This window comes from Uruburuella suis (assembly GCF_022870845.1).
Classification (GTDB): domain Bacteria; phylum Pseudomonadota; class Gammaproteobacteria; order Burkholderiales; family Neisseriaceae; genus Neisseria; species Neisseria suis.
In genome coordinates this window covers 95,756-118,257 of the sequence record NZ_CP091507.1, presented here as the reverse complement: position 1 = coordinate 118,257, position 22,502 = coordinate 95,756, and the positions used below count along the sequence as shown (strand labels likewise).

Genomic DNA, 22,502 nt, shown 5'->3' with positions numbered 1-22,502 from the left:
GACGGCCTTGGGTTTGACGATTCAAACCCTAAAAATCATTTTATTGCACCAATATTTCACCCGCCTCATCACCTTTGGTTTTAAAGCCGTTTCCACCCGTCCTCACCTGTTTGCAAATCAAAAAAGCGCCGCTATACTGATTCGAGCATCATTACCATTCAATTGAATCCAAAGCCGATGAGTGATGCTGCCGCACAAGCGCCGGCGCAGCATGCCCGGCATCACCGCATTCAATCAATAAGGAGAATCCGTATGGACAGTATCACCCATCCCTCACGCCGCACCTTGCTCAAATCCGTGGCCGCCACTTCCGTTGCCGCGGCTTTCGGCGGCCTGCTGCCTCTGCGCAGCGCTTGGGCGCAAGACCTGCCTTTGGTGAGCTACCCGCCGAGCTACCAGCTCAAAACCCCCGCGTCGATGCCGCAGCTGTATGACTTGGTGCGCATTGAAGAGCAAGCCCGCATGGTGATGCCGGCGGGCGGTTTCGGCTATGTGTCCGGCGGCGCCGGCGACGAGTGGACGCTCAAAGAAAACCGCGCCGCCTTTGAGCGCCGCCAAATTTACCCGCGCGTGCTCACCGGGCACAACACCGTGGATATGCGCACATCCATTCTGGGCATTCCGCTGGCTTCGCCGGTGATTGTCTGTCCGATGGGCGGCCAAGGGCTGGCGCACCCCACCGCCGAAGCCGGCACCGCCAAAGGCACCGCCGATGCCGGCTCTTTGCTCACACTCAGCACCGTATCTACCCTGTCAATGGAGCAAGTGGCCGCCGCCAGCACCGGCCCCAAATGGTTTGAACTCTATCTGATGCAGAATCAAGACGTAAGCCGCTCGCTGATCCGGCGCGCCAAAGCCGCAGGCTATCAGGCCATTGTGGTGGTGGTCGACACCACCGCCACCGGCAACCGCGAAGCCGACGCCATCAACAAATTCACCTTCCCGCTGCCCTTCGGCAACCTTTCCTCCGGCGCCGGCGGCGACATCCACGCCCTGAATTCGGCGTTTGCCACCAAAATCGACCCCGAATCGATTAAATTCGTGGCCAAAGAATCGGGCCTGCCGGTGATTGTGAAAGGCATCTCGCACCCCAAAGACGCCCTCACCGCCCTGCGCGCCGGCGCCGCCGCCATCTGGATCAGCAACCACGGCGGCCGCCAGCTCGACGGCAGCCCCGCCACCTTTACCGTGTTGCCGGAAATCGCCAAAGCGGTGAACCGCAAAGTGCCGATTATTTTCGACAGCGGCATCCGCCGCGGCCAAGATGTGTTCAAAGCGCTGGCGCTCGGCGCCGACGTGGTCGGGCTCGGCCGCCCGGTCTACTACGGCCTGGCACTCGGCGGCGCCCAAGGCGTGAACGCCACATTGCAGCTGCTGAACAAAGAGCTGGAAATGGTGATGCAGCTTGCCGGCACCGCCACCCTGGCTGATATCCGCAAAACGCAATTGCTTTGATTGAGTTTGATGTGTTCAGGCCGTCTGAAACCGCACTTTGGTTTCAGACGGCCTTAAATGTGTTATACACACTATCAATTGAATAAATGGCATTGCAATTTTCATTCGGATATACAAAAAATGTATATACCTTATTGTAATTACTTATTTTTATTTCCGACGGATGTTTTTGCCTTCAACTCTAAGATGTTGTAATATCAAAAACGGATAAATATCATATTTGGTAATACCGCATTGACTATTCGTTACCGCATTGACTATTCGTTACCCCCTTGAAATATGCATAAGCGGAGCGGTATGAAAAACAATTAACCGCATCTTCGGTTGTGATGGATAGATTGTCAACCGACAATTTTAATGCTATTTAAATTTAAAAATTCTAATTGAAATAATTATGGGAAATAAACAATTAAAAGCAGTTGATTTTTTTTGCGGCGGCGGCGGAATGAGCTATGGACTGCAATCGGCCGGAATCCGGATTTTGGCGGGGATTGATTATGAAATCAGCTGCAAAGAAACTTATGAAGCCAATATTAAAGATGCGCGTTTTATTCATGCCGATGTTTTTAAATTGACTGAGTCAGATTTAGAAGAGTCATTAGGTCTTCAAAAGAAAGACGATAATTTGATTCTAATCGGTTGTAGTCCCTGCCAATATTGGAGTGTCATTCAAACCAGTAAAGAAAAATCCGAACAATCTAAAAATTTACTAAAAGAATTCCAACGGTTCATAGAACATTTCGAACCCGGCTATGTAGTTGTTGAAAATGTCCCAGGGATTGCCCGGAGGCAAAAAGAAAGCGGTTTGGATGTATTTATAGAAACTTTGGAATCACTGGAATATATTGTTCATTTCGGCATCCATAACACTCAAAATTATGGAGTACCCCAAAGCCGTAAACGCTTTACGTTGATTGCTAATCGAGTAACTTCCAAAAAACTAGAACCAATCGAATTGCGTGGAAAGATATTAACGGTAAGAGATGTTTTGGGCGAACGAAACGGATTTCCCCGGATTCCCGCAGGGCATCAAGATAATAGTGGTTTTATCCATAGTTGCGCAGGACTTTCCGAAATAAATATGCGACGGATTAAATTGGTACCTAAAGACGGCGGTAACCGTTTGGCATTCGCCGATAATCCGGAATTGCAATTGCAATGTTTTATTGGAAAAAACGAAAGTTTTAAGGATACTTTCGGTCGTTTGTGGTGGGATCGTCCTTCTCCTACTATTACGACTAAATTTTTTAGTATTTCCAACGGGCGGTTCGTCCATCCGGAGGAAGATAGGGCTTTATCTTTACGCGAAGGTGCCACACTGCAATCTTTTCCAAAAAAATATATTTTTATAGCCAACGGCAGAGAGAAGATAGCCCGATTAATCGGTAATGCCGTACCTCCAAAATATGCAAAGCAAATCGGCGAGGCGATTGTAAATAATACTCAGCATAGCAAATAGGGAAAATATATGCCTGATCAAAAATTAAAAATGAGTTTCCAACCGACGGTTATCGAACATCTCGGCGTAAAAATGTATTCGCATACGGTTCCCGCCATTGCCGAGCTGGTTGCAAATGCTTATGACGCATGTGCTACGGAGGTATCCGTTGAGCTGTTTGATACGCCGGAGCATAAAATTATTATCCGAGATAATGGCATCGGCATGAGCTTCAATGAAGTCAATGATTTTTACTTAAAGATAGGTCGAAATAGACGGAAAGAAAAGCAATCTTCCCCTTGCGGGCGGAAACCTACCGGTAAGAAAGGTTTAGGCAAACTGGCTTTGTTCGGATTGGGAAATAAAATCGAAATATCTACGGTTCAGAATAAAGAGCAAGTTGATTTTACATTGAATTATTCGGAAATTCTTCAGAGTGACGGAGATTATCAACCTGCATCCGTCCGGCAACATTCCCCTGATGCGCCAAATGGTACAACCATTGTTTTAACGGAGTTAACAAAAAAGCAAGGCTATCCGTTGGATAACTATGCCAATCATCTGGCACGCTTATTCGACTTTCCCGATGAACGATTCATTATCAAAATAAGTTTAAACGGCTCTGCTCCACAGATTATCGATAGTAAATCGAAATATAAAGCGGTTGAAGCGGAATTCGAATGGAACTATTCTGAAATTGTTAAATCCGCCGGATTGTCCGACCAATATGATTTTAGCGGCTTAATTCAAGGAAAATTCATTACAACGGAGAAGCCTTTGAAAAACAATATGAAAGGAATTTCTTTGTTTGCAAATGGGCGGATGGTAAATGCTCCCGAGTTTTTTAGAAACAGTGAATCCAGTCATTTTTATTCATATCTTACCGGTTGGCTGAATGTCGATTTCATTGACGACGACGATGAAGATTTGATTTCTACCGATAGGACTTCTTTGGATTGGAAACACCCGACCACATCGGACTTACGATCTTTTTTAGCTGAAATCGTTGCATTCATAGAGCGTGATTGGAGAAAACAGCGAAAGGAGAAAAAAGACAAAGTAATTAAAGAAAATAATGGAATTGATAAGGCAGTTTGGCAAAGCAGGCTGCCTGAAGAAATAAAGAAACCGGTGCAAGAAATTTTAGAGCATGTCGAAAACTCCGAATTGACCGCTCCACAGCAAGCGGAAGTTGTTAAGGCATTATACGGGTTGGTTCCCGAATATCCTTACTACCATTGGCGGGGATTGCATCCTGATATTCAGGATGCTTCTAAAACATATTATGAACAAAAAGATTATTACCAAGCATTTTCAGAAAGTGTAAAAAGATATATTACAAATACCCGAGATAAATCAGGAAGCTGCCAATCATCAGATCATGGATTGATGGGTGAAGCCTTTGGAGCCGACCGTAGCAAGAGAAAACTAACGGTAACTAAAAAATATACTTGTAAATCTAATGGGCAACCATTTTCACCTAATACATTATCTACAATAGAAGACGGACAAAAATTCCTCTCAATGGGAGTTGTCAGTGGCTGTAGGAACCCGATTGCTCACGAAGAGATTAAAGATCTAAAAAATTCTAATTTATTTTCGGAAAAAGACTGTTTGGATGCACTCGGACTATTGTCTCATTTACAACGGAGATTAGAGGATTCTGAGCCGGAATAAATGCCCGTATGCCTGATATTTTTACTCCCGACAAACGATCCCAAATCATGTCGAAAATACATGGTAAAGAAACCAGATTGGAAATTTTGGTCAGAAAATTCCTCTTCTCGCAAGGTTTCCGTTACCGGAAAAACGATAAGCGCTATGCGGGAAAACCGGATATCGTTTTACCAAAATATAAAACCGTCGTATTCATACACGGTTGTTTTTGGCACGGTCATTCTTGCAATAAAGGGCATATTCCGCGAAGTAACACGGATTTTTGGCAGGACAAAATTACGAAAAACCGTCAACGTGATATTAAAAATGAATCCTCATTGCAAGCCCTCGGTTTTAAAGTGGTGACCATATGGGAGTGCGAATTGAAAAATAAAACCGTTCTTGAATCCCGCTTAAACCGCTTGGTGACGGAAATTACCAAGGCCGTCTGAAACCGTACTTCCACTTAAAGCGGTTTCAGACGGCCTTGATGCAACAACATACAAAGAAGCCGACCTACTGAAGGGATGATTTTCACTAAAGCGCACACTATGCAAACCCAAAACCCATAAAAGGCTACCTGAAAACAAAATATATTTTCAGGTAGCCTTTTATCAACCAACATCGCCATCCGTCATCAATCGTCCACATTCGACCCCTGCTTCAAATTAAATCCCTTGCCGATAGCATAAAACTGGCCGCCGGCCACGTAATGCAGAGTGCGCCATTCATCGGGGGCGTTATCAAACTGCCAATGGCCGTGTTTGAAAATGCGCTCGTCTGCCCATGCGGCCACCACTTCGCCGATAAACAAATCGTGCGCCTGCTGGTTGTGCGGCTCGTTAATCAGGCGGCACACCAGCCAGGCGGCGCAGCCTTGCACGAGCGGGATGTCGAAGCCGGGCGGGTAAAACAGCGGCACGTTGGCCAGTTTGTCGGGGTGGTCGTGGCGGCTTTCGCCCATGGCCAGCACCAGTTCGGCTTGCGCAGCCACGGGAATTTGGATGGCGAAACAGCCGCTTTTTTCAATCAGCGGGCGGGTGTAGGCAATTTTGTCGATTACGGCGGTGACTTTGGGCGGCTGGTAATCGAGTGCGCCAACCCAAGCAGCAGCCATCACGTTTTCCACGCCATCGTGTTTAGCGGAAATCAGGGTGGTGGCGCCGATATTGAGCAGGCGGTAGGCTTTTATCAATTCAACAGCTTGAATACTCATATTTAATTCTTTCAGACGGCCTCAAGTGCGGTGGCAATTGGTGTGCTGCCATCAGCCATGCTGATGACTTTGCCGATGGTGTTCGGCGCGTTCAGCAAGGCGGCCAGTGTGGCGGCCACATTGCCGATGGCATTGGGCAGCGGCTCGACCACATTGATTTGAATCTTGCCGCTGGCGGCGGTTTCCTGCAAAGCGCCGGGCTGCAATAGGGTGTAGTTAAGGCCGCTGTTGTGCACCAGCCAGTGGTCGGCAAAATATTTGGCAATATTATAATCGGTGATGTCGGCCAGGAATTTTTCGCCCCAACGCTCGGGCTGCAAGGCAAACACCGAGCTGAGCAGGATAAAGCGCTGCACGCCGTTGGCTTTGGCGGCCTGCATGGCTTTCACCGCGCCAAACGCATCCACCTGCAACAGGTTTTTGCCGCGCGAACCGGCGGTGAAATACACCGCATCGGGGCGGATGGCGGCAATAATTTGGCTGATGTCGGCCAGCGGCGCGGTGAGGTCGAGCGCTTGATGGCGGATATTTTCGTGCGCCCAATCCGGGCTTGCGCGGCGGGCGGCAGCGTGCACAATATGCCCTTGCTCGGCCAATATTTGCGCCAATTGAGAGCCGACGCGGCCGTTGGCGCCGATAATCAGAATGTTCATAAAACCTCCTTATGATTGCTTTATTAAAAAATATTCGCCTGCGCCATGTCCCACAACAAACCCAGCGCCAACGCGCCGAAGCCGCTGTGCCGCTGATATCGATATAGCCGTCTGAACGGTTTCAGACGGCCTTTTTATAGTGAAATCAAAGAAAACGGATATAAAAATAATCAATTTTAAACCGCGTGTAGCGTGTGCGACACAACCTCGCATGCGGTTTAAACGGCTTCTATATACACGATTGCGCCACACATCCTACGCTGCCTGAAAACCCGTTTTAAAGCGAAAGTGCGGTTTCAGGCAGCCTTTCTTTACCGCGATACGCGATAAACATCACGCCCGCCGCTCGCCCAGCGCCCGGATTTCTGCCGCTTCCAGCACCGGGCGGTTTTCGTTGAAGCGCACGGCGTTGAGCATGGCGTTGCCCAGTTGCACGCTGGTGAGGGCGGAGGCGCTGAAGCGATTGATCAGCGGGAAAAACGGCGTCATCAGGCGGTACATCCAGCGGTAGGAGGCGGTTTGCGACTGCACGCCGATGGGCTCGATAAAGGCGGGGCGGAAATTGTTTACCTGCGCAAAGCCGCGTTTGAGCAGTGCGTTTTCAGTGGTGCCGCGCACCCGCGCCCACATGGTTTTGCCCTGCTCGCTGCTGTCGGCACCCGCACCGGAGATATAGACGAAATGCAGCTTCGGGTTGTGCGGCAGCAGCGCATCGGCCACCGCCAGCGTCATGTCGTGGGTAAAGGCGCGGTAATCGGCTTCGTTCATGCCGCCGGAGGTAACGCCGACGCAGTAAAAGCAGCCGTCGAAATCGCGCAGCTGCGCCAGCTCGGCTTGAGCACGGCCCAAATCGGCGGCGATAATCTGCCGCAATTTGGCGTGCTGCTGCGACAAAGGCTTGCGCACAACCACCGCCACTTCGCCGACATCATCCGCCTGCAAAGCCTGCCGCAACACGCTTTGCCCCACCATGCCGCTGGCACCGAAAATCATCACTTTCATTGGATTTCCTTATTGAATGCTTGTTTCATGCTTGAATTCGCTGTTTTAATATACTTGAGGCCGTCTGAAAAGCAAAGTGCGGTTTCAGACGGCCTTGTTAATCAAAAGCAGATTAAATTGATTAACAAGCATTGTTGTACCTCATGGGTGATTGACAAGATTTTTTGTTAATCATTTTTATGGATTTTTGATTGGTAAAATTGGAACAATTGGTGCGCCTTCTTTTTACAAGCGGTACATAATCTGGCCATCGTCCAAAATATCCATGCGCTATATGAAGGAATGAAAACCGTGTTTACTGAAACGCTGTCCTCCAAACATTCATTAACGGTGCTTGATTTTGTATTTACCCATCCCGTTTTCCGCAACAGCCGCCTTGCCGAACTGACCGGCATTCCGCCCGCTACTGCCAATCGGTTTACGAAATCATTGGCGGGGAAAGGGATATTAAGCGTGAAAGAAGAAGCATCCGGCAGAAAATCGGCTTTGTATTCGTTTTGAGGGGATGATGGCGTTGGTGAGGGTTTAATTATTTGATAAGTTCATAATTTCCGACATTTCTTCAGATTAATTTTCTTATTTAACAAACGCTAAATTATATGTAGTATTCAATACTTAAATTACATTAGGAGGTTATATGAGCATTAAATTTTTATCTTCAGATATTTCTAGCAAAGAGCCCGTTGAACTAGACCTCACCGACCAACAAGATGACGAACAAAAAAAATATCAAGCATTACTACATAAATCTTTGAATCAAATTTTAGATGCTGAAAATATTATCATTTTGGCAGGTTCAGGCACATCATTAACATTTAACATTTCTACCGGTGATAAAGTAGCACCAAGCATGACTGATCTCTGGCATGCCTGTTACACAATGGATGAAAAAATATTTGATGATATAAAAAACTATACTAAATATGATGATTTTGCTGAAAAATGGAAAGATAAAAACGGCAATGAATGTATAGCCCATGATATTGAATTACTTTTATCACGCTGCGATACATTTTTATCCTTGAGAAGCTTATCTGAACGCAGACTAAAGCAATTAGAGAATTTTGTTAAAAATGCTAAAAATAGAATATTAGAAGAAACAGACTTTACTAACAAAATCAAGAGCCATAAAGACTGGGAGCATCATAATAAATTATTGAGAGTCTTGGGAAAAAGACAACCTAAACAAAAGCGGTTAAAGGTTTTTACAACAAATTATGATTTAGCCTTTGAAACGTCAGCTTCCAATATTGGGATGATTGTAATTGATGGTTTTGAATATTCTCAACCATATCAATTTAATCCTATTTGGTTTCATTATGATATTGTACATAGAGTCCAGTCCAATGATAAAACAAGCACTTATTTGCCTAATGTATTCCATCTCTATAAGATTCATGGTTCCGTAGACTGGGTGAAAACAGAACAAGGTATTCACAAAAGAATATCTAATGAACAAATAGGTGAGCCAGTTATTATTTATCCTAGCAGTAACAAATATCAAACATCTTATGAGTCTCCTTATTTGGATATGATATCCAGTTTTTTGGAAGCGATACAAAAACCTAAAACTGCTATTTTATGTTTAGGCTTCGGTTTTAATGATAAACATATCAATAATGCCATCACAATGGCACTAAGGACTAATCCAGAACTATTGTTAATGATCAGTACTCGCTCCTTATTTAATGAAGAGGGTTCATTTAATAAAGAAATTCGAAAACTCTTAATAGAGTCTGTTAAAGCCGGAGATTCTAGAATCACACTTATAGATAGCAGTTTTGCTGATTTTGTGCAGCAACTTCCCGACAGAAATAAGGCAACACCAGAAGAAAATATTTTCAAAATCTTTCAAAAAATTATGATAGAGGACAAATGATGAATGTATGGTTTTCACCTCATGATATTAAGCGGAGAATTGGAAGTTTAACGGAAATATCCGCTACCGAGGCAAAAATTAATTTAACTAAAGCGGGCACAGGAGAACAGGTTTGGCTTCTAGGAAGCCGTGTTCCCATTGGTGAAGTTAATGAGTTTATTTTTATTGACTGCGGGCAAACTTCAATTTTGGGAAGAGTGATTAAAGTTTGGCTAGAAAATGGGGAAAGACTCAGTGTTGATGGCCTAGATGATATTTATTTTGCCAATAATCCAATAGGTTTGGTTCAATTATTGGTCAGTGTGGATGTTGAAACAGGTGTTAACCATAAAGGAATTAAACAATATCCTAAATTAGGCGCACAAATTTATGCCGCTCATCCCAAATTGGTGTCACTTTTAGCTGAAGGTAAAATAAATAGTTATGATAGTAATATTCAACTTCCAGTTGCCGAAATGGCTGGGAATTCCTCCGTTACAATAAATTTAACACCAGAAAAACTTTTTTCTCGTCATTGTGCTATTTTGGGTTCAACTGGCGGTGGCAAAAGTTATACAATGGCAAATCTTATTGAAAATATTCATCAAGAAGGTGGAAAAGTATTATTACTGGATGCAACCGGAGAATATGCTAATCTTTCCTATGCTAATAGCTATTATGTAGGTGAGCACCTTGATGCAACTGAACAAAATAAAGTAGCGTATCCACATTGGATGTTTACTGACTCAGATATAAGGGCATTGCTTAGACCATCTGCAGGAAGTCAGGCTCCAAAACTTGAAGAGGCTATCCGCAGCTTGAAAGTTGTAACCCAGTGCGAAGGCCAAACTAATCATAATTTATCTATAAAAACTACGGGCAATTTAGAAAAAGCTGAACAAAAAAAACAGCCTTTTGAGATTGCCGTTCAATCCATTACTCAAAACTTCCAAAACATTTCTTGGAAATTTTCAAATTTAGCTGAACAAATTATTTTGGAATGTGTATGGCCTACAGGTGGATCATCTCAAAATCCCGACCCTTCTATATGGGGAAAGAGGGCAGATAATGATATTGGGTATTGCTTAAATCTTATTTCCCGAATTAAAGCTATGCAAAATAATTCGCACTTACAATGGATGTTAGATTGTGATGAAACACTTAAAACAATTCCAGTTGTTATTGATGAAATTTGTCAATCTGAAAATGGAGTCGTTCGATTAGACTTATCTGCTGTGCCATTTGAGGCTAATGCCAGAGAGTTGTTAGTTAATGCAATAGGACGGAAATTGCTTGCTTGTGCAAGAGATAATATGATTAGCCATGAAAAACCGTTAATTGTGTTTATTGATGAATCACATCAATTTTTAAATAAAGTAATTGGTGATGAGATCAACAAAATGAATTTAAATACATTTGGCGATATTGCCAAAGAAGGTAGGAAATACGGCTTAAATGTTGTGATTGCAACCCAACGTCCAAGAGATATCCCTGAAGATGTACTCAGTCAAATAGGTACTTTGATTGTTCATCGTTTAACCAATGAGAAAGATCAGGAAATAGTTAAAAAAGCAGTAGGTGCAATAGATAATCGTTCTGCGGCTTTCTTGCCTGTTTTAGGTCAGGGAGAGGCATTATTATTAGGTGTGGATTTTCCTTTTCCTATGAAAGTAAAAATTAAAGCGCCTGAATTTAAACCGGAATCAAGAAGTGCATCTTTCTCCAAGTCTTGGAAAAATGATTAAAAAAGCGGTGGTAGGTCAAAATTACGCTGCTAAAAAAAGCAAGGGTTGGCAAGGAGAAAATAGCCTTCATAGATAAATGCTGGTTCATATAAATACTGCTTTTTGTATCTCATCATGTAAATATAATAATTCTGTTTCTTGACTAAGATTTAAGCGATATTCTTTTTGACTCGCCCAAAAGCAAAATGCCATCTGAAAGATCACCAACACAGGAGTGAGTTTTGTGCTTAATAGGTACGGTACACATACAATCTCCAGCCCGGCACATTCTTGGTGCTCGGGCAACAGCGGCAGTATGGTGCGCATGATGCTGGCTATTTCGTTTTTAGGGGGTGGGCGTTATCGGAAAAGGCGGCGATTGAGTGTCAGTTGTCTGTGTGGAAAATAAATTGCAAGCCTTGACGATGGACTTGTGTGATGAGCACGGGGTATTTCCGGCTCTTTGCAGGCAGTATATTGCTCCGGAAAAATGTTTGTTATCCCGTTCAGCAAAGATGCAGAAGTAAAAACTAAGGCCGTCTGAAAACACTTGTTTAAAGCAAAGTGCGGTTTCAGACGGCCTTATTTCCATATTTTCTTCAAAACCGCAAGAATCGGGTCGTTTCTATTTTGAATTTGTTTTAGCATGGCTTTAAATAAACCGCAGGAGCAGCACGATGAACAGCGAACAAATCCAATTTGCCCGCATGGCGGCGGCCATTGAATACCTTTACGACCACGCGCAGGAGCAGCCTTCGTTGGCGGCGGTGGCGGCGCAAGTGCATGTGAGCGCGGCGCATTTGCAGCGCCAGTTTCAGGCGTGGGCGGGGGTGAGCCCGAAAAAGATGTTGCAGCACATCAGCATCAAACATGCCAAGCAGGTGTTGCAGCAGCAAGGCAGTGTGCAGGAGGCGGCGTGGCAGGCGGGGCTTTCGGGTGGCGGGCGCTTGCATGATTTGTTTGTGCACATCGAGGGGATGACGCCGGGCGAATACAAAAGCGGCGGCGCCGGCCTGCGCATTGATTATGCGTTTGCGCCCACGCCGTTTGGCGAGGTGCTGGTGGCGGCCACGGCAAAAGGCGTGTGTTTTATGGCGTTTGCCGACGAGCGCGCGCAGGCTTTGGCCGATTTGGCGGCGGAATATCCCGCTGCCGAGCGGGTGCAGCAAGCCAGCCCTTTGCACGCGCGCGCTTTGGCGGTGTTTGGCGGGGGCGCGCCCGACACGGTGCCGCTGCATTTAAAAGGCACGCCGTTTCAGCTTAAAGTGTGGCAGGCGCTGTTGCAGATTCCTTCAGGCTGCCTGAAAAGCTATGGCAGCATCGCCGCGGCCATCGGCCAAACCAACGCCGCCCGCGCCGTGGGCAGTGCGGTGGGCAGCAATCCGGTGGCGGTGCTGATTCCCTGCCACCGCGTGATTCGCGAAAGCGGCATTATCGGCGGCTACCGCTGGCAACGCGGCCGCAAAATGGCTTTGTTGGCCAAAGAATTGGCACCGGCACAGGCGGCAGAATGATGGCGGATTTATTCGGCTTCGCGCCGCAACCAAGCGATAATCTGCTGCCTTATGACGGCACGGTAAACGACTACGGCATCGTGTTCCCGTCTGCGCAAGCCGATGCATATCTGCGCACTTTGCTGGCCGAAATCGACTGGCGGCACGATGAAGCGGTGGTGTTCGGCCAACACCGCACCACCGCGCGCCAAGTGGCGTGGTATGGCGAACGCGCGTTTGCCTACACTTATTCCGGCATCCGCCGCACCGCACTTTTATGGCAGCCGCTGCTGCTCGACATCAAACAAATGGTAGAAACCCAGCTTGCCGCCGTCAGCCCCGCGCAGTTCAATTCCTGCCTGCTCAACCTTTATGCAGACGGCACACAAGGCATGGCGTGGCACAGCGACGACGAAAAAGAGCTGGCACCGGGCAGCGCCATCGCCTCGCTGAGCTTCGGCGCCACCCGCAAATTCGCCTTCAAACACAAACGCACGCAGGAAAAACGCGAAATGCTGCTGCAACACGGCCAGCTGATTGTGATGCGCGGCAACACCCAGCGCCATTGGCTGCACGCAGTGATGAAAAGCACCAAAGTGCACGAGCCGAGGGTGAGTTTGACGTTTCGGGTGATGGGGGAGTGAGCAATAAGGAAATGGCGGGGTTTCTGCTGCAACTTTACGACAGCCGCCATGTGCTCGGCATTGTGGATGCGGAAACATTGGCGTTTGCTTTGAAAGCGCTGTTTGCCTATTCGGGCAATACGGCCAATAATCAGAAAGTTACCCAGTAAGCAAACAGGCCGTCTGAAAGCGCAGCTAAACCAAGCAACGCATTTTCAGACGGCCTGTTTGATTTTCAAAGCCTTGAAAACACAAACCCTCAATTATTTCAATTGCATATCCATTCAGCCATGCTTCAGCACCGCCGTTTTATTCATATGAAATTTTACTACACCTTTTCATGCCGGCTCGCACAAAAGTGTGGTATTTTTTCCTCGCACTTGAAATAAAGCAATATCAGCAATTTACATACAATGATGTATTTTTTCACGCAAAAGCCGTCTGAACGTTTGCGGCACCCACAGCAAACCATTAAAATACAACACTTTGAAGAACGCCCGATTCCGCCCGATGACTACCCCTTTTATCGAATTAAAAGATGTGGCTTTTGCCTATGGCGAGCGCCCGATTCTGAGCAATGTGAATTTTCAGATTGCCCAGGGTAATTTTGCGGCCATTATGGGCGGCTCGGGCAGCGGCAAAACCACGCTGATGCGCCTGATTACCGGCCAGCTGCGGGCGCAGCAGGGGCAGGTGTTGGTAGAGGGTAAAGATGTGGCCGCATTTAGCGCGGCCGAATTATACGAACACCGCCGCCGCATGGGCGTGCTGTTTCAGCATGGCGCGCTGTTTACCGATTTGTCGGTGTTTGACAACGTGGCTTTTCCGATGCGCGAATTAACCCGGCTGCCCGAAGCAGTGATTCGCGATTTGGTGATTTTGAAATTAAATGCCGTCGGCCTGCGCGGCGTGGAAAAGCTGATGCCGTCTGAATTATCCGGCGGTATGGCGCGGCGGGTGGCGTTGGCGCGCACCATCGCGCTCGACCCGGAAATCATGCTTTACGACGAGCCTTTTACCGGCCTCGACCCGATTTCGCTGGGCGTGATTGCCCATTTAATCAGCCGCATCAATAATGCGTTGCGCTCCACCAGCGTGATGGTGAGCCACGACATCGAGCAATCGCTGGCTATTGTGAACCAAGTGATTTTTCTGGCACACGGCGAGGTGGTGTTTTCCGGCAGCCCTGAAGAGATGCGCCAGCTCGATTCGCCCTGGGTGCACCAGTTTGTGCACGGCGAGCCCAACGGGCCAGTGGCTTTCCGTTATCCGGCCGCCACCACTTTGCAGCAAGACTTGCTGGGCTGAATGTTTCAGACGGCCTCTTGATCAAATTAAGGCCGTCTGAAAAAGCAAACCATTGATTATTGAACACATGAACTTTATCCGAACCATAGGGGCGAAAACCCTCGATTTTATCCGCGCGCTCGGCAGCGTCTGCCTTTTTTTGGGGCAGATTCTGGCGCAGTCGGGCACGGCGCTCACGCGCGGCCGCCTCACCCTGCGGCAAGTGTATTTTGCCGGCGTGCTCTCTATGCTGATTGTGGCCGTGTCCGGCCTGTTTGTGGGCATGGTGCTGGGTTTGCAGGGCTACACGCAATTGGCGAAATTTCAATCGGCCGATGTGTTGGGCTATATGGTGGCGGCCAGCCTGTTGCGCGAATTGGGGCCGGTGTTGGCGGCGATTTTGTTTGCCAGCAGCGCCGGCGGTGCGATGACCAGCGAAATCGGCCTGATGAAAACCACCGAGCAGCTTGAGGCCATGAATGTGATGGCGGTGAATCCGGTGGCGCGCGTGGTGGTGCCGCGTTTTTGGGCAGGCGTGCTCTCCATGCCGCTTTTGGCCTCAATTTTCAATGTGGCCGGTGTGTATGGCGCTTATTTGATCGGCGTGCAATGGCTGGGGCTCGACAGCGGCATTTTTTGGTCGCAAATGCAGAGCAATATTTCGTTTGATTACGATGTGCTCAACGGCCTGATTAAATCTGCCGTGTTCGGCGTGGCGGTGACGCTGATTGCCGTGCACCAGGGTTTTCACTGCGTGCCCACATCCGAGGGCATTTTGCGCGCCAGCACCCGCACCGTGGTGTCGAGCGCACTCACCGTGCTGGCATTGGATTTTATTTTAACCGCATTGATGTTTACTGAGTGATACGATGAAAAAAAGTGTTTTGGAATTTTGGGTAGGTTTGTTTGTGCTGCTGGGCGTGGTGGCCATCGGCTTTTTGTCGTTCCGCGTGGCCGGCGGCAATGCGCTGGCCGGCAGCTCGGGCAAAACCTACACCGTGTATGCCGAATTCACCGATATCGGCAGCCTGAAAACCAAAGCGCCGGTGAAAGCCGCCGGCGTGCTCGTGGGGCGTGTAGACAGCATCGCGCTCGACCCGCAAACCTATCAGGCCAAAGTGAGCATCAATTTAGACAGCGCTTATGAATTCAGCAGCGACGTGAGCGCGCAAATTCTCACCTCCGGCCTTTTGGGCGAGCAATACATCGGCCTCACCCAAGGCGGCGATGAAGAGCATTTGGCCGCCGGCGACACCATCAGCATCACCAGCTCGGCCATGGTGCTGGAAAACTTAATCGGCAGGCTGATGACCAGCTTTACCGAAGGCAGCGCCAAGCCCGCTGAAGAAGGCGGCAGCGGCGAACCCAACACACACTGAATCTGAAAAATAAAGGAACCCACATGAAAAAATCAGCCTTATTGAGCGCCCTAAGCATCGGCGTGTTGAGCATCAGCATGGCTTTTGCCACGCCCGCCCAAGCCGTGAGCCAAGTGCGCAGCAACGCCACCGAAGTATTGAACATTCTGCAAAAAGCCAACGGCAGCAACGATGCCGCCGTGCGCCGTCAAGCCGAAACTTATGCCATGCCTTATTTCGATTTCCAGCGCATGACCGCGCTGGCCGTGGGCAATCCGTGGCGCCAAGCCACCGATGCGCAAAAGCAGGCGCTCACCAAAGAATTCCAAACCCTGCTGATCCGCACTTATTCGGGCACCATGCTGAAATTTAAAAATGCCAACGTGGTGGTGAAAGACAACCCCGTTGTCAACCGCGACGGCAAAGAAGTGGTGGTGCGTGTGGAAGTGAAGCCCGCCGGCCAAAACGCCCAGCCGGCCAATATGGATTTCACCACTTATCAGAGCGGCAACCGCTACCGCGTGTATAATGTGGCCGTGGAAGGCGCCAGCCTGGTGACCGTGTATCGCAATCAGTTTGGCGAAACCATCAAAAGCAAAGGCATTGACGGTTTAATTGCCGAATTGAAAGCCAAAAACGGCAGCAAATAAACATGAACACCGAAATCCGCGAGCAGGTGCTGCATTTGGGCGGCGACATCACCGTGAAAACCGTGAGCAGCGCCGCTTATGAGCGTTTTGAGCAGCAATGCCGTCTGAAAGAAGTGCACACGCTCGACTTAACCGGCGTGGCGCAGGCCGATTCCGCCTGCCTCTCGCTGCTGCTGAGCGCCTTGCGCCTCAAGCAGGGCGCCATCACCTTGCGCCACATTCCCGCCTCGGTGCTGGCATTGGCCGAGCTTTACGAAATCGACACACAGATTGCCCGACATGAATAAACGCACCGCCGCCATCGTGGCGCTGGCTTTGGCCGCCAGCACAAGCGCCTGGGCAGAAAGCAACCCGGCCGACCCTTACGAAGGCTACAACCGCTTTATGTTTAAGGTAAACGACACCGCCGACCGCTACGTGCTCACGCCCGTGGTGCGCGGCTACCGTGCCGTGACACCCAGCCCGGTACGCACCGGCGTGAGCAATTTCTACAACAATCTGCGCGATGTGGTCAGCTTCGGCAGCAATATTTTGCGTCTCGACATCAAGCGCGCCAGCGAAGACTTGGTGCGTGTGGGCATCAACACCACCTTCGGCCTCGGCGGCCTGATCGACATCGCCGGCGCGGGCGAAATGCCCAACAATAAAAACACCTTGGGCGACACCTTTGCCTCATGGGGCTGGAAAAACAGCAACTATTTTGTGTATCCGCTCACAGGCCCCTCAACCGTGCGCGACAGCGTCGGCACCACCATCGTGGCCGCCTATCCGCTGGACAACACCATTTTTCACAGCACGGCCGTGCGCATCAGCAGCAAAGCCATCAATGCCGTCAACACGCGCGAGAGCCTGCTCGATCTTACCGACAGCCTCGATTCCGCCGCGATAGATAAATATGCCTATATGCGTGATGTCTATATGCGTTTGCGCACCCAGCAAGTGGGCGGCACTCTGCCGCACGGCGAAGATGACAATATCGACATCGACGACTTGGTCGGCAGCGGCGATGGTAATGAAGCCGCCTTGCCGCAGCTGGATGCCGCAAACGCCCCGGCTGCACCAAGCATCGCCCCTGCGGCCGCCGATTATGAGCCGATCGAAATGCAGCCGGCTGAAAAGCCTCAAGCCGGCTCACAGCCCATCAGCCTGGAAACCGCCCTCCCTAATGATGAAGGCATTATGCTAGGCCTGTGGCAGCCCGACAGCCGCCTGCAATATTGAGAAAACATAAGCGCAATCACAGCAGCCTGTTTTTATCTAGGCCGTCTGAAAAAGCAAGGCAACCCGCCTTGCTTTTTCACCTCTGCCGCATCAAACAGATGACTTGGCACCGTTTTGCCATTATGATGCATTCGTTAAGCATTGCATTGCCACAAGGAGCACGACCATGTATGAAATCAACCGCAGCGTATTTCTATTGATGCCGCTGGAGCCTTTTTGGCGCTGGCTGCAATCTTTGCCCGATGTGGATTTAAGCGACATCGAGCTTGAAGATTTGCAAGCTGATGCCAACGCCTATCTGGTCAACCCTTGCGACAGCGCCGATGAAGTGTGGGAAGAAATCGAAGCGCGCTTCGAAGATATTTTCGCTGCCGAATTGGCCGATTGGTGTGAGGACGAGCGCCAATGGCCCGATTTGCACCCCGATATTTTCAACGAATGGTTCGACATCCAGCTCTCCACCATCATCACCGATTTATCGGCCGAGCCTTTGGAGCGCGAAGCCTTTCAAGCCATCACCTTAAATTAAATCGATTTCAGACGGCCTATTTATGAACCCCACCACCATCCGCATCCGCGGCTACCATCTCGACGGCTACGGCCATGTTAACAATGCGCGCTATCTCGAATTTCTCGAAGAAGCCCGCTGGGCCTATTTCGAGCAACACCAACTCTTGCCGCTTTTGCAGGGCGACATGATTGTGGTGGCGCGCATCGACATCCGCTACCGCCGTCCCAGCACCGCCGGTGATGTGTTGCAGATAAACAGCCACATCCGTGATGTGCAGCCGCGCCAAGTGCTGCTCACACAAAACATCGTGCTGGCCGGCAGCGATAAAAGCGTGGTAGAAGCCGAGCTCACCTTAGTGCCGGTGAGCGGCCAAACCGGCCGCGCCACCGATTTGAACGAAGCCTTGTTTAACCATCTTGTTTCCCTAGCCGAACCGATTGCATGAAAAAAACCGTGATATTGGCCGCCACACTGATTGTGGCGGCGCTGCTTGCCGTGGTGTTGTGGCCGAAAAACCAGCCCGCGCCCGCATTTGCCCTGCCCGACCTCAACGGCCGCACCGTGTCCAACGCCGATTTGCAGGGCAAAGTCACCCTGATTAATTTTTGGTATCCCTCCTGCCCCGGCTGCGTGAGCGAAATGCCCAAGCTTGTGCAAACCGCCAAAGATTATGCCGGCAAAGATTTTCAGATTCTCGCCATCTCCGAGCCTTACGACCCGCTCGAGAGCGTGAAAAATTATGCCGCCAGCCGCGGGCTGCCTTTTGCCGTGATGTATGACGCCGACGGCAGCGTGGGCAAAGCTTTCGGCACCAAAGTGTATCCCACCTCGTTTTTCATCAACAAAAAAGGCGAGATTCTGAAAACCTTTGTCGGCGAGCCAGACTTTGCCGCCCTATATCGAGAAATCGATAAAGAGCTGGAAAAATAATCAGCAACGCCCGCCGGTTTGAATATCGGGCGCATGAGATTGATTCCGCAGCATCTGCTTTTGAGGCCGTCTGAAACTTTTCAGACGGCCTCTCGCATAACTTCACTGGCGAAACGCAGATATGCATAACCGAGCGCCGCCATTGCATGCATGCATTTGAATGCTCCGCCACAACAGCGAGATACGCACGCCGCGTCTTTGGCGGCACAATCATACTCATTTAAAAGGCACATTCCGTCACAATCAAAAAGGCCGTCTGAAAGAAAATTTTCAGACGGCCTGCTTTATTTCTGCACAACGACTTATCTTGCTTTATGATAATAAGTCGAATAAATGCACTATTTTTTAACGCAACCCCAATCATGCAAAAGCGCACTTATTTCGCCAGCATATTGTTGACAATCTGATTAAAACAAGCCTATTCTCCAATCATAAAAACAACCTTCGATCAGGAGCACGCATGACGCCGCTACCCTCAACATTTTACGATGAATTGCTGCTGCCCGACGGCCGGGCGCGCCCGGGCTGCGAGCCGGTGGCGGCTTGGCTGGCGGCCACGGATGCGGCCGATATCGAATCGCTCAACCAACAGGCCTTGGCGATGTTTTACCGCAAAGGCGTAACCTTCACGGTTTACAGCGAAGCGAGCAACACCGAGCGCGTGATTCCGTTCGACATCATTCCGCGCATCATTCCGGCCGATGAATGGCGCATTCTCGAGGCGGGCTGCGCGCAACGCATACGCGCGCTCAATATGTTTATCCACGACATTTATCACGAGCAACACATCATCAAAGCCGGCATCGTGCCGGCGGCACAAGTGTTGGTGAATGGCTGCTATCAACCCTGGATGCACAACATCAACCTGCCCGCGCCGATTTATGCCCACATCAGCGGCATTGATCTGATCCGCCACGGCGACGGCCACTATTATGTGTTGGAAGACAATCTGCGCACCCCCTCGGGCGTGTCCTACATGCTGGAAGGGCGCAACATCAGCGAATCGCTGCTGCCCGAAGTGTTTGCCCGCCAGCAGGTGCGGCCGGTGAGCAGCTATCCGCAGCAGCTCTACGACACATTGGCCGCCTGCTGCGGCCGCGACAGCCCGAATATCGTGGTGCTCACGCCCGGCCGCTACAACAGCGCCTATTACGAGCACACTTTTTTAGCCCGGGCGATGAATGTGCCTTTGGTGCACGGCTATGATTTGTTTGTGGAAGACAACATCGTTTACACCAAAACCGTGGCCGGCCGCCGCCGTGTGGACGTGATCTACCGCCGCCTCGACGACCCGTTTCTCGACCCCTTGGCCATGCGCCCAGATTCCATTTTGGGTGTGCCCGGGCTAATGGCGGCTTATCGCGCCGGCCATGTGCTGATTTGCAATGCCCCGGGCACCGGCGTGGCCGATGATAAGTCGGTGTACCCCTTTGTGGGCGACATGATCCGCTTTTATTTGAGCGAAGAGCCGATTTTGCACAACGTGCCCACTTGGCAATGCCGCAAAAGCGATGATTTGAAATATGTGCTGGCGCATCTGGATGAATTGGTGGTGAAAGAAACCCAAGGCTCGGGCGGCTACGGCATGCTGGTGGGGCCCAAAGCCGGCCAAGCCGAAATCGAAGCCTACCGCGCCCGCATTCTCGCCCATCCCGAAGGCTTTATCGCCCAGCCCACGCTGGCCTTGTCTACCTGCCCCACTTGCGTGGAAGAAGGCATTGCACCGCGCCACATCGATTTGCGCCCCTTTGTGCTCACTGCGCCCGATAAAGTGCGCATTGTGCCCGGCGGCCTCACCCGCGTGGCTTTGCGCAAAGGCTCGCTGGTGGTCAATTCATCCCAAGGCGGCGGCGTGAAAGACACTTGGGTGCTTGAAACAGGAGACGCCTCATGAATATTTTATTGATGTCTACCGCCTATAACCTCTATTGGCTCGGCCGCTACATGCGCCGCACACAAGAGCTGCCGGCGCGCGTGCTCGAATGCGGCAGCCAGCAGCGCAGCGAGCTTTTGCGCTATTTGGGCTGGCCGCTCGAACCCGGCGGCGACAAGCTCGAGCACCTCAAGCGCTACCTCAACGAAACCGCCATGCCGCAGCTTTTCGAATCGATTAACGACAATGTGCAGGCCGTGCGCGGCGTGATCGACGGCGATGCGGCCGAGCTGTTTAACCAAGTGAAGCGCCTCAATCAGGCCGACAGCCGCCGCGCCGCCCGCTTCCAGCTGCACGCCTGCAGCGCGGCCATGTTGCAGCAAAGCGGTGATGTTACCCGCTTTTGGCAGCTGGGCGATTATGTGGAAATGCTCGACACACGCATCCGCTTAGGCAGCGCCCAGAGCCGCCACTACCGCTATTTGGCCGATGTGGTGACCAGCCTGCCCGCCAACACCGGCTGGGATCGCATCAAACAGCAATCGCAAGCCTTGGTTTACACCACCGACAAACGCCAGTTTTACGGCTGGCACGAGCGGCTCACCCAATTATTTGAGGAGGGCGTATGAGAATCCACATCAACCACACCACCCGCTACAGCTACAACGAATCGGTCAAACACAGCATCCAATGCCTGCGCCTCACCCCGCAAACGCTGGCACACCAACGCGTGCTTTCCTGGCGCATGACCTTGCCGCGCTTGAGCAGCGAAGTGTATGACGGCTTTGGCAACTACTGCACCATCCTCAACCTCGCAGGGCCGGTACAGTCGCTCGAAATCCAGGCGCAAGGCACGGTGGAAATCGGCGGCAGCGCCGAGCATATTCTCGATAAGCGCATTCATCCGCTGGTGTTTCTCAACAGCACAGCGCTCACCGGCTGCAACGAAGCCATGCGCGATTTTGCCGAAATCCAAACCGGCGGCGAGCCCGACCGGCAAGGCCTGATGCGGCTGAGCCGCGCCGTGCTCGACCACATGACTTATATTCCCGGCACCACCCATGTGGCCACCGCCGCCGCCGAAGCTTTTGCGCTGGGCAGCGGCGTGTGCCAGGATCATGCCCATGTCTTTTTAGCCTGCGTGCGCGCCTTGGGCGTGCCTGCCCGCTATGTGTCGGGCTATCTGCTCAGCGACGACGATGCCCACTTGGCCAGCCACGCCTGGGCAGAAGCCTGCCTCGACGGAAAATGGTATGTGTTCGACACCACCAACCAGCTTTTCCAGCCCAGCCACCATGTGCAGCTGGCCGTGGGGCTGGACTATAACGACGCCGCCCCCGTGCGCGGCATGCGCCAAGGCGGCGGCACCGAGCAAATGTCGTTTTCGGTGCAGGTGCAGCAGGCGCAATAATGCCCGTTCAAAAAATAAGCTCACCCAGCGGGGCAACGCAGCAAGCTTATTTGGGACGCTTATCAAGCGTTCAGACGGCCTTTTGCTGCACCCAAGATTGTGTTATATTTCAGCGCTTTACATTTACACCGCCCAAGCCGGGG

Annotated in this window: 26 protein-coding genes; 22 read left to right on the top strand and 4 right to left on the bottom strand. The window is 50.4% G+C overall.

Annotation, left to right across the window (positions count from 1 at the left end; all coding sequences use genetic code 11):
* The first annotated feature begins 252 nt into the window (after nt 1–252).
* From LVJ78_RS00590 to LVJ78_RS00575, 4 genes are all read left to right on the top strand, one after another.
* A complete protein-coding gene (locus LVJ78_RS00590) occupies nt 253–1,455 on the top strand; it encodes an alpha-hydroxy-acid oxidizing protein (protein WP_132953729.1) in 1,203 nt (400 codons plus the stop codon).
* A gap of 394 nt (nt 1,456–1,849) precedes the next feature.
* On the top strand, nt 1,850–2,914 hold the full coding sequence (locus LVJ78_RS00585) for a DNA cytosine methyltransferase (RefSeq protein ID WP_132953728.1): 1,065 nt from the start codon (nt 1,850–1,852) through the stop codon (nt 2,912–2,914).
* A gap of 9 nt (nt 2,915–2,923) precedes the next feature.
* A complete protein-coding gene (locus tag LVJ78_RS00580; RefSeq protein WP_132953727.1) occupies nt 2,924–4,570 on the top strand; it encodes a TIGR02391 family protein in 1,647 nt (548 codons plus the stop codon).
* A gap of 8 nt (nt 4,571–4,578) precedes the next feature.
* Nucleotides 4,579–5,001: a very short patch repair endonuclease gene (locus LVJ78_RS00575; protein WP_132953726.1), complete on the top strand. Its 423-nt coding sequence runs from the start codon at nt 4,579–4,581 to the stop codon at nt 4,999–5,001.
* 185 nt (nt 5,002–5,186) lie between these two features.
* On the opposite strand, the gene LVJ78_RS00570 is transcribed toward LVJ78_RS00575, so the two are convergent.
* The 3 genes from LVJ78_RS00570 to LVJ78_RS00560 form a co-directional block, all read right to left on the bottom strand.
* Nucleotides 5,187–5,765: a flavin reductase family protein gene (locus LVJ78_RS00570; RefSeq protein WP_132953725.1), complete on the bottom strand. Its 579-nt coding sequence runs from the start codon at nt 5,763–5,765 to the stop codon at nt 5,187–5,189.
* Between the two features lie 11 nt (nt 5,766–5,776).
* On the bottom strand, nt 5,777–6,418 hold the full coding sequence (locus LVJ78_RS00565; RefSeq protein ID WP_132953724.1) for an NAD(P)H-binding protein: 642 nt from the start codon (nt 6,416–6,418) through the stop codon (nt 5,777–5,779).
* A gap of 333 nt (nt 6,419–6,751) precedes the next feature.
* Complete coding sequence (locus LVJ78_RS00560; protein WP_132953723.1) at nt 6,752–7,420, bottom strand: NAD(P)H-binding protein; 669 nt, start codon at nt 7,418–7,420, stop codon at nt 6,752–6,754.
* Nucleotides 7,421–7,702: 282 nt separating this feature from the next.
* On the opposite strand from LVJ78_RS00560, the gene LVJ78_RS00555 reads away from it, so the two are divergent.
* The 3 genes from LVJ78_RS00555 to LVJ78_RS00545 all read left to right on the top strand — a co-directional run bounded on the left by LVJ78_RS00555 (nt 7,703) and on the right by LVJ78_RS00545 (nt 11,023).
* Nucleotides 7,703–7,921 (top strand): helix-turn-helix domain-containing protein, encoded by a 219-nt coding sequence (locus LVJ78_RS00555; protein WP_244802581.1) that lies wholly within the window; start codon nt 7,703–7,705, stop codon nt 7,919–7,921.
* 136 nt (nt 7,922–8,057) lie between these two features.
* Entirely contained in the window at nt 8,058–9,299 is a 1,242-nt protein-coding gene (locus tag LVJ78_RS00550; protein ID WP_132953722.1) for an SIR2 family protein, read from the top strand.
* A complete protein-coding gene (locus tag LVJ78_RS00545) occupies nt 9,296–11,023 on the top strand; it encodes an ATP-binding protein (protein WP_165870914.1) in 1,728 nt (575 codons plus the stop codon). The genes LVJ78_RS00550 and LVJ78_RS00545 overlap by 4 nt, the downstream gene beginning before the upstream one ends.
* An 84-nt stretch (nt 11,024–11,107) precedes the next feature.
* On the opposite strand, the gene LVJ78_RS00540 is transcribed toward LVJ78_RS00545, so the two are convergent.
* Entirely contained in the window at nt 11,108–11,329 is a 222-nt protein-coding gene (locus LVJ78_RS00540; RefSeq protein ID WP_132953721.1) for a hypothetical protein, read from the bottom strand.
* Between the two features lie 350 nt (nt 11,330–11,679).
* Here LVJ78_RS00540 and LVJ78_RS00535 point away from each other — a divergent pair, with 350 nt between their 5' ends.
* The 15 genes from LVJ78_RS00535 (at nt 11,680) to LVJ78_RS00465 (ending at nt 22,359) form a co-directional block, all read left to right on the top strand.
* On the top strand, nt 11,680–12,516 hold the full coding sequence (locus LVJ78_RS00535; protein WP_132953720.1) for a bifunctional transcriptional activator/DNA repair enzyme AdaA: 837 nt from the start codon (nt 11,680–11,682) through the stop codon (nt 12,514–12,516).
* Entirely contained in the window at nt 12,513–13,139 is a 627-nt protein-coding gene (locus tag LVJ78_RS00530; RefSeq protein WP_132953719.1) for an alpha-ketoglutarate-dependent dioxygenase AlkB family protein, read from the top strand. Before LVJ78_RS00535 ends, LVJ78_RS00530 begins: the two co-directional genes overlap by 4 nt.
* An 11-nt stretch (nt 13,140–13,150) precedes the next feature.
* The gene (locus tag LVJ78_RS00525) at nt 13,151–13,288 is read left to right on the top strand and encodes a hypothetical protein (protein ID WP_165870913.1); all 138 of its coding nucleotides are present in this window, start codon (nt 13,151–13,153) and stop codon (nt 13,286–13,288) included.
* A 340-nt stretch (nt 13,289–13,628) separates the two neighbouring features.
* Nucleotides 13,629–14,426 (top strand): ABC transporter ATP-binding protein, encoded by a 798-nt coding sequence (locus LVJ78_RS00520; RefSeq protein WP_132953718.1) that lies wholly within the window; start codon nt 13,629–13,631, stop codon nt 14,424–14,426.
* Nucleotides 14,427–14,493: 67 nt separating this feature from the next.
* Nucleotides 14,494–15,270: a lipid asymmetry maintenance ABC transporter permease subunit MlaE gene (gene mlaE, locus LVJ78_RS00515; RefSeq protein WP_132953717.1), complete on the top strand. Its 777-nt coding sequence runs from the start codon at nt 14,494–14,496 to the stop codon at nt 15,268–15,270.
* Between the two features lie 4 nt (nt 15,271–15,274).
* Nucleotides 15,275–15,784: an outer membrane lipid asymmetry maintenance protein MlaD gene (gene mlaD / locus LVJ78_RS00510; RefSeq protein WP_132953716.1), complete on the top strand. Its 510-nt coding sequence runs from the start codon at nt 15,275–15,277 to the stop codon at nt 15,782–15,784.
* Between the two features lie 23 nt (nt 15,785–15,807).
* The gene (locus LVJ78_RS00505; RefSeq protein WP_132953715.1) at nt 15,808–16,413 is read left to right on the top strand and encodes an MlaC/ttg2D family ABC transporter substrate-binding protein; all 606 of its coding nucleotides are present in this window, start codon (nt 15,808–15,810) and stop codon (nt 16,411–16,413) included.
* Between the two features lie 2 nt (nt 16,414–16,415).
* Nucleotides 16,416–16,700, top strand: coding sequence for an STAS domain-containing protein (locus tag LVJ78_RS00500; protein ID WP_132953714.1), 285 nt, complete (start codon nt 16,416–16,418; stop codon nt 16,698–16,700).
* Entirely contained in the window at nt 16,693–17,634 is a 942-nt protein-coding gene (locus tag LVJ78_RS00495; RefSeq protein WP_132953713.1) for an MlaA family lipoprotein, read from the top strand. The genes LVJ78_RS00500 and LVJ78_RS00495 overlap by 8 nt, the downstream gene beginning before the upstream one ends.
* Nucleotides 17,635–17,800: 166 nt before the next feature.
* Complete coding sequence (locus LVJ78_RS00490; protein ID WP_132953712.1) at nt 17,801–18,163, top strand: VacJ; 363 nt, start codon at nt 17,801–17,803, stop codon at nt 18,161–18,163.
* Nucleotides 18,164–18,185: 22 nt separating this feature from the next.
* Nucleotides 18,186–18,590: an acyl-CoA thioesterase gene (locus LVJ78_RS00485; protein ID WP_132953711.1), complete on the top strand. Its 405-nt coding sequence runs from the start codon at nt 18,186–18,188 to the stop codon at nt 18,588–18,590.
* Nucleotides 18,587–19,075 carry a peroxiredoxin family protein gene (locus LVJ78_RS00480; RefSeq protein ID WP_132953710.1) on the top strand — a complete coding sequence of 163 codons (489 nt, stop codon included), beginning with the start codon at nt 18,587–18,589 and terminating at the stop codon, nt 19,073–19,075. The genes LVJ78_RS00485 and LVJ78_RS00480 overlap by 4 nt, the downstream gene beginning before the upstream one ends.
* 460 nt (nt 19,076–19,535) lie before the next feature.
* Nucleotides 19,536–20,969 carry a circularly permuted type 2 ATP-grasp protein gene (locus LVJ78_RS00475; RefSeq protein WP_132953709.1) on the top strand — a complete coding sequence of 478 codons (1,434 nt, stop codon included), beginning with the start codon at nt 19,536–19,538 and terminating at the stop codon, nt 20,967–20,969.
* Complete coding sequence (locus tag LVJ78_RS00470) at nt 20,966–21,577, top strand: alpha-E domain-containing protein (protein ID WP_132953708.1); 612 nt, start codon at nt 20,966–20,968, stop codon at nt 21,575–21,577. The genes LVJ78_RS00475 and LVJ78_RS00470 overlap by 4 nt, the downstream gene beginning before the upstream one ends.
* Entirely contained in the window at nt 21,574–22,359 is a 786-nt protein-coding gene (locus LVJ78_RS00465) for a transglutaminase family protein (RefSeq protein WP_132953707.1), read from the top strand. The genes LVJ78_RS00470 and LVJ78_RS00465 overlap by 4 nt, the downstream gene beginning before the upstream one ends.
* The last annotated feature ends 143 nt before the right edge of the window (nt 22,360–22,502 follow it).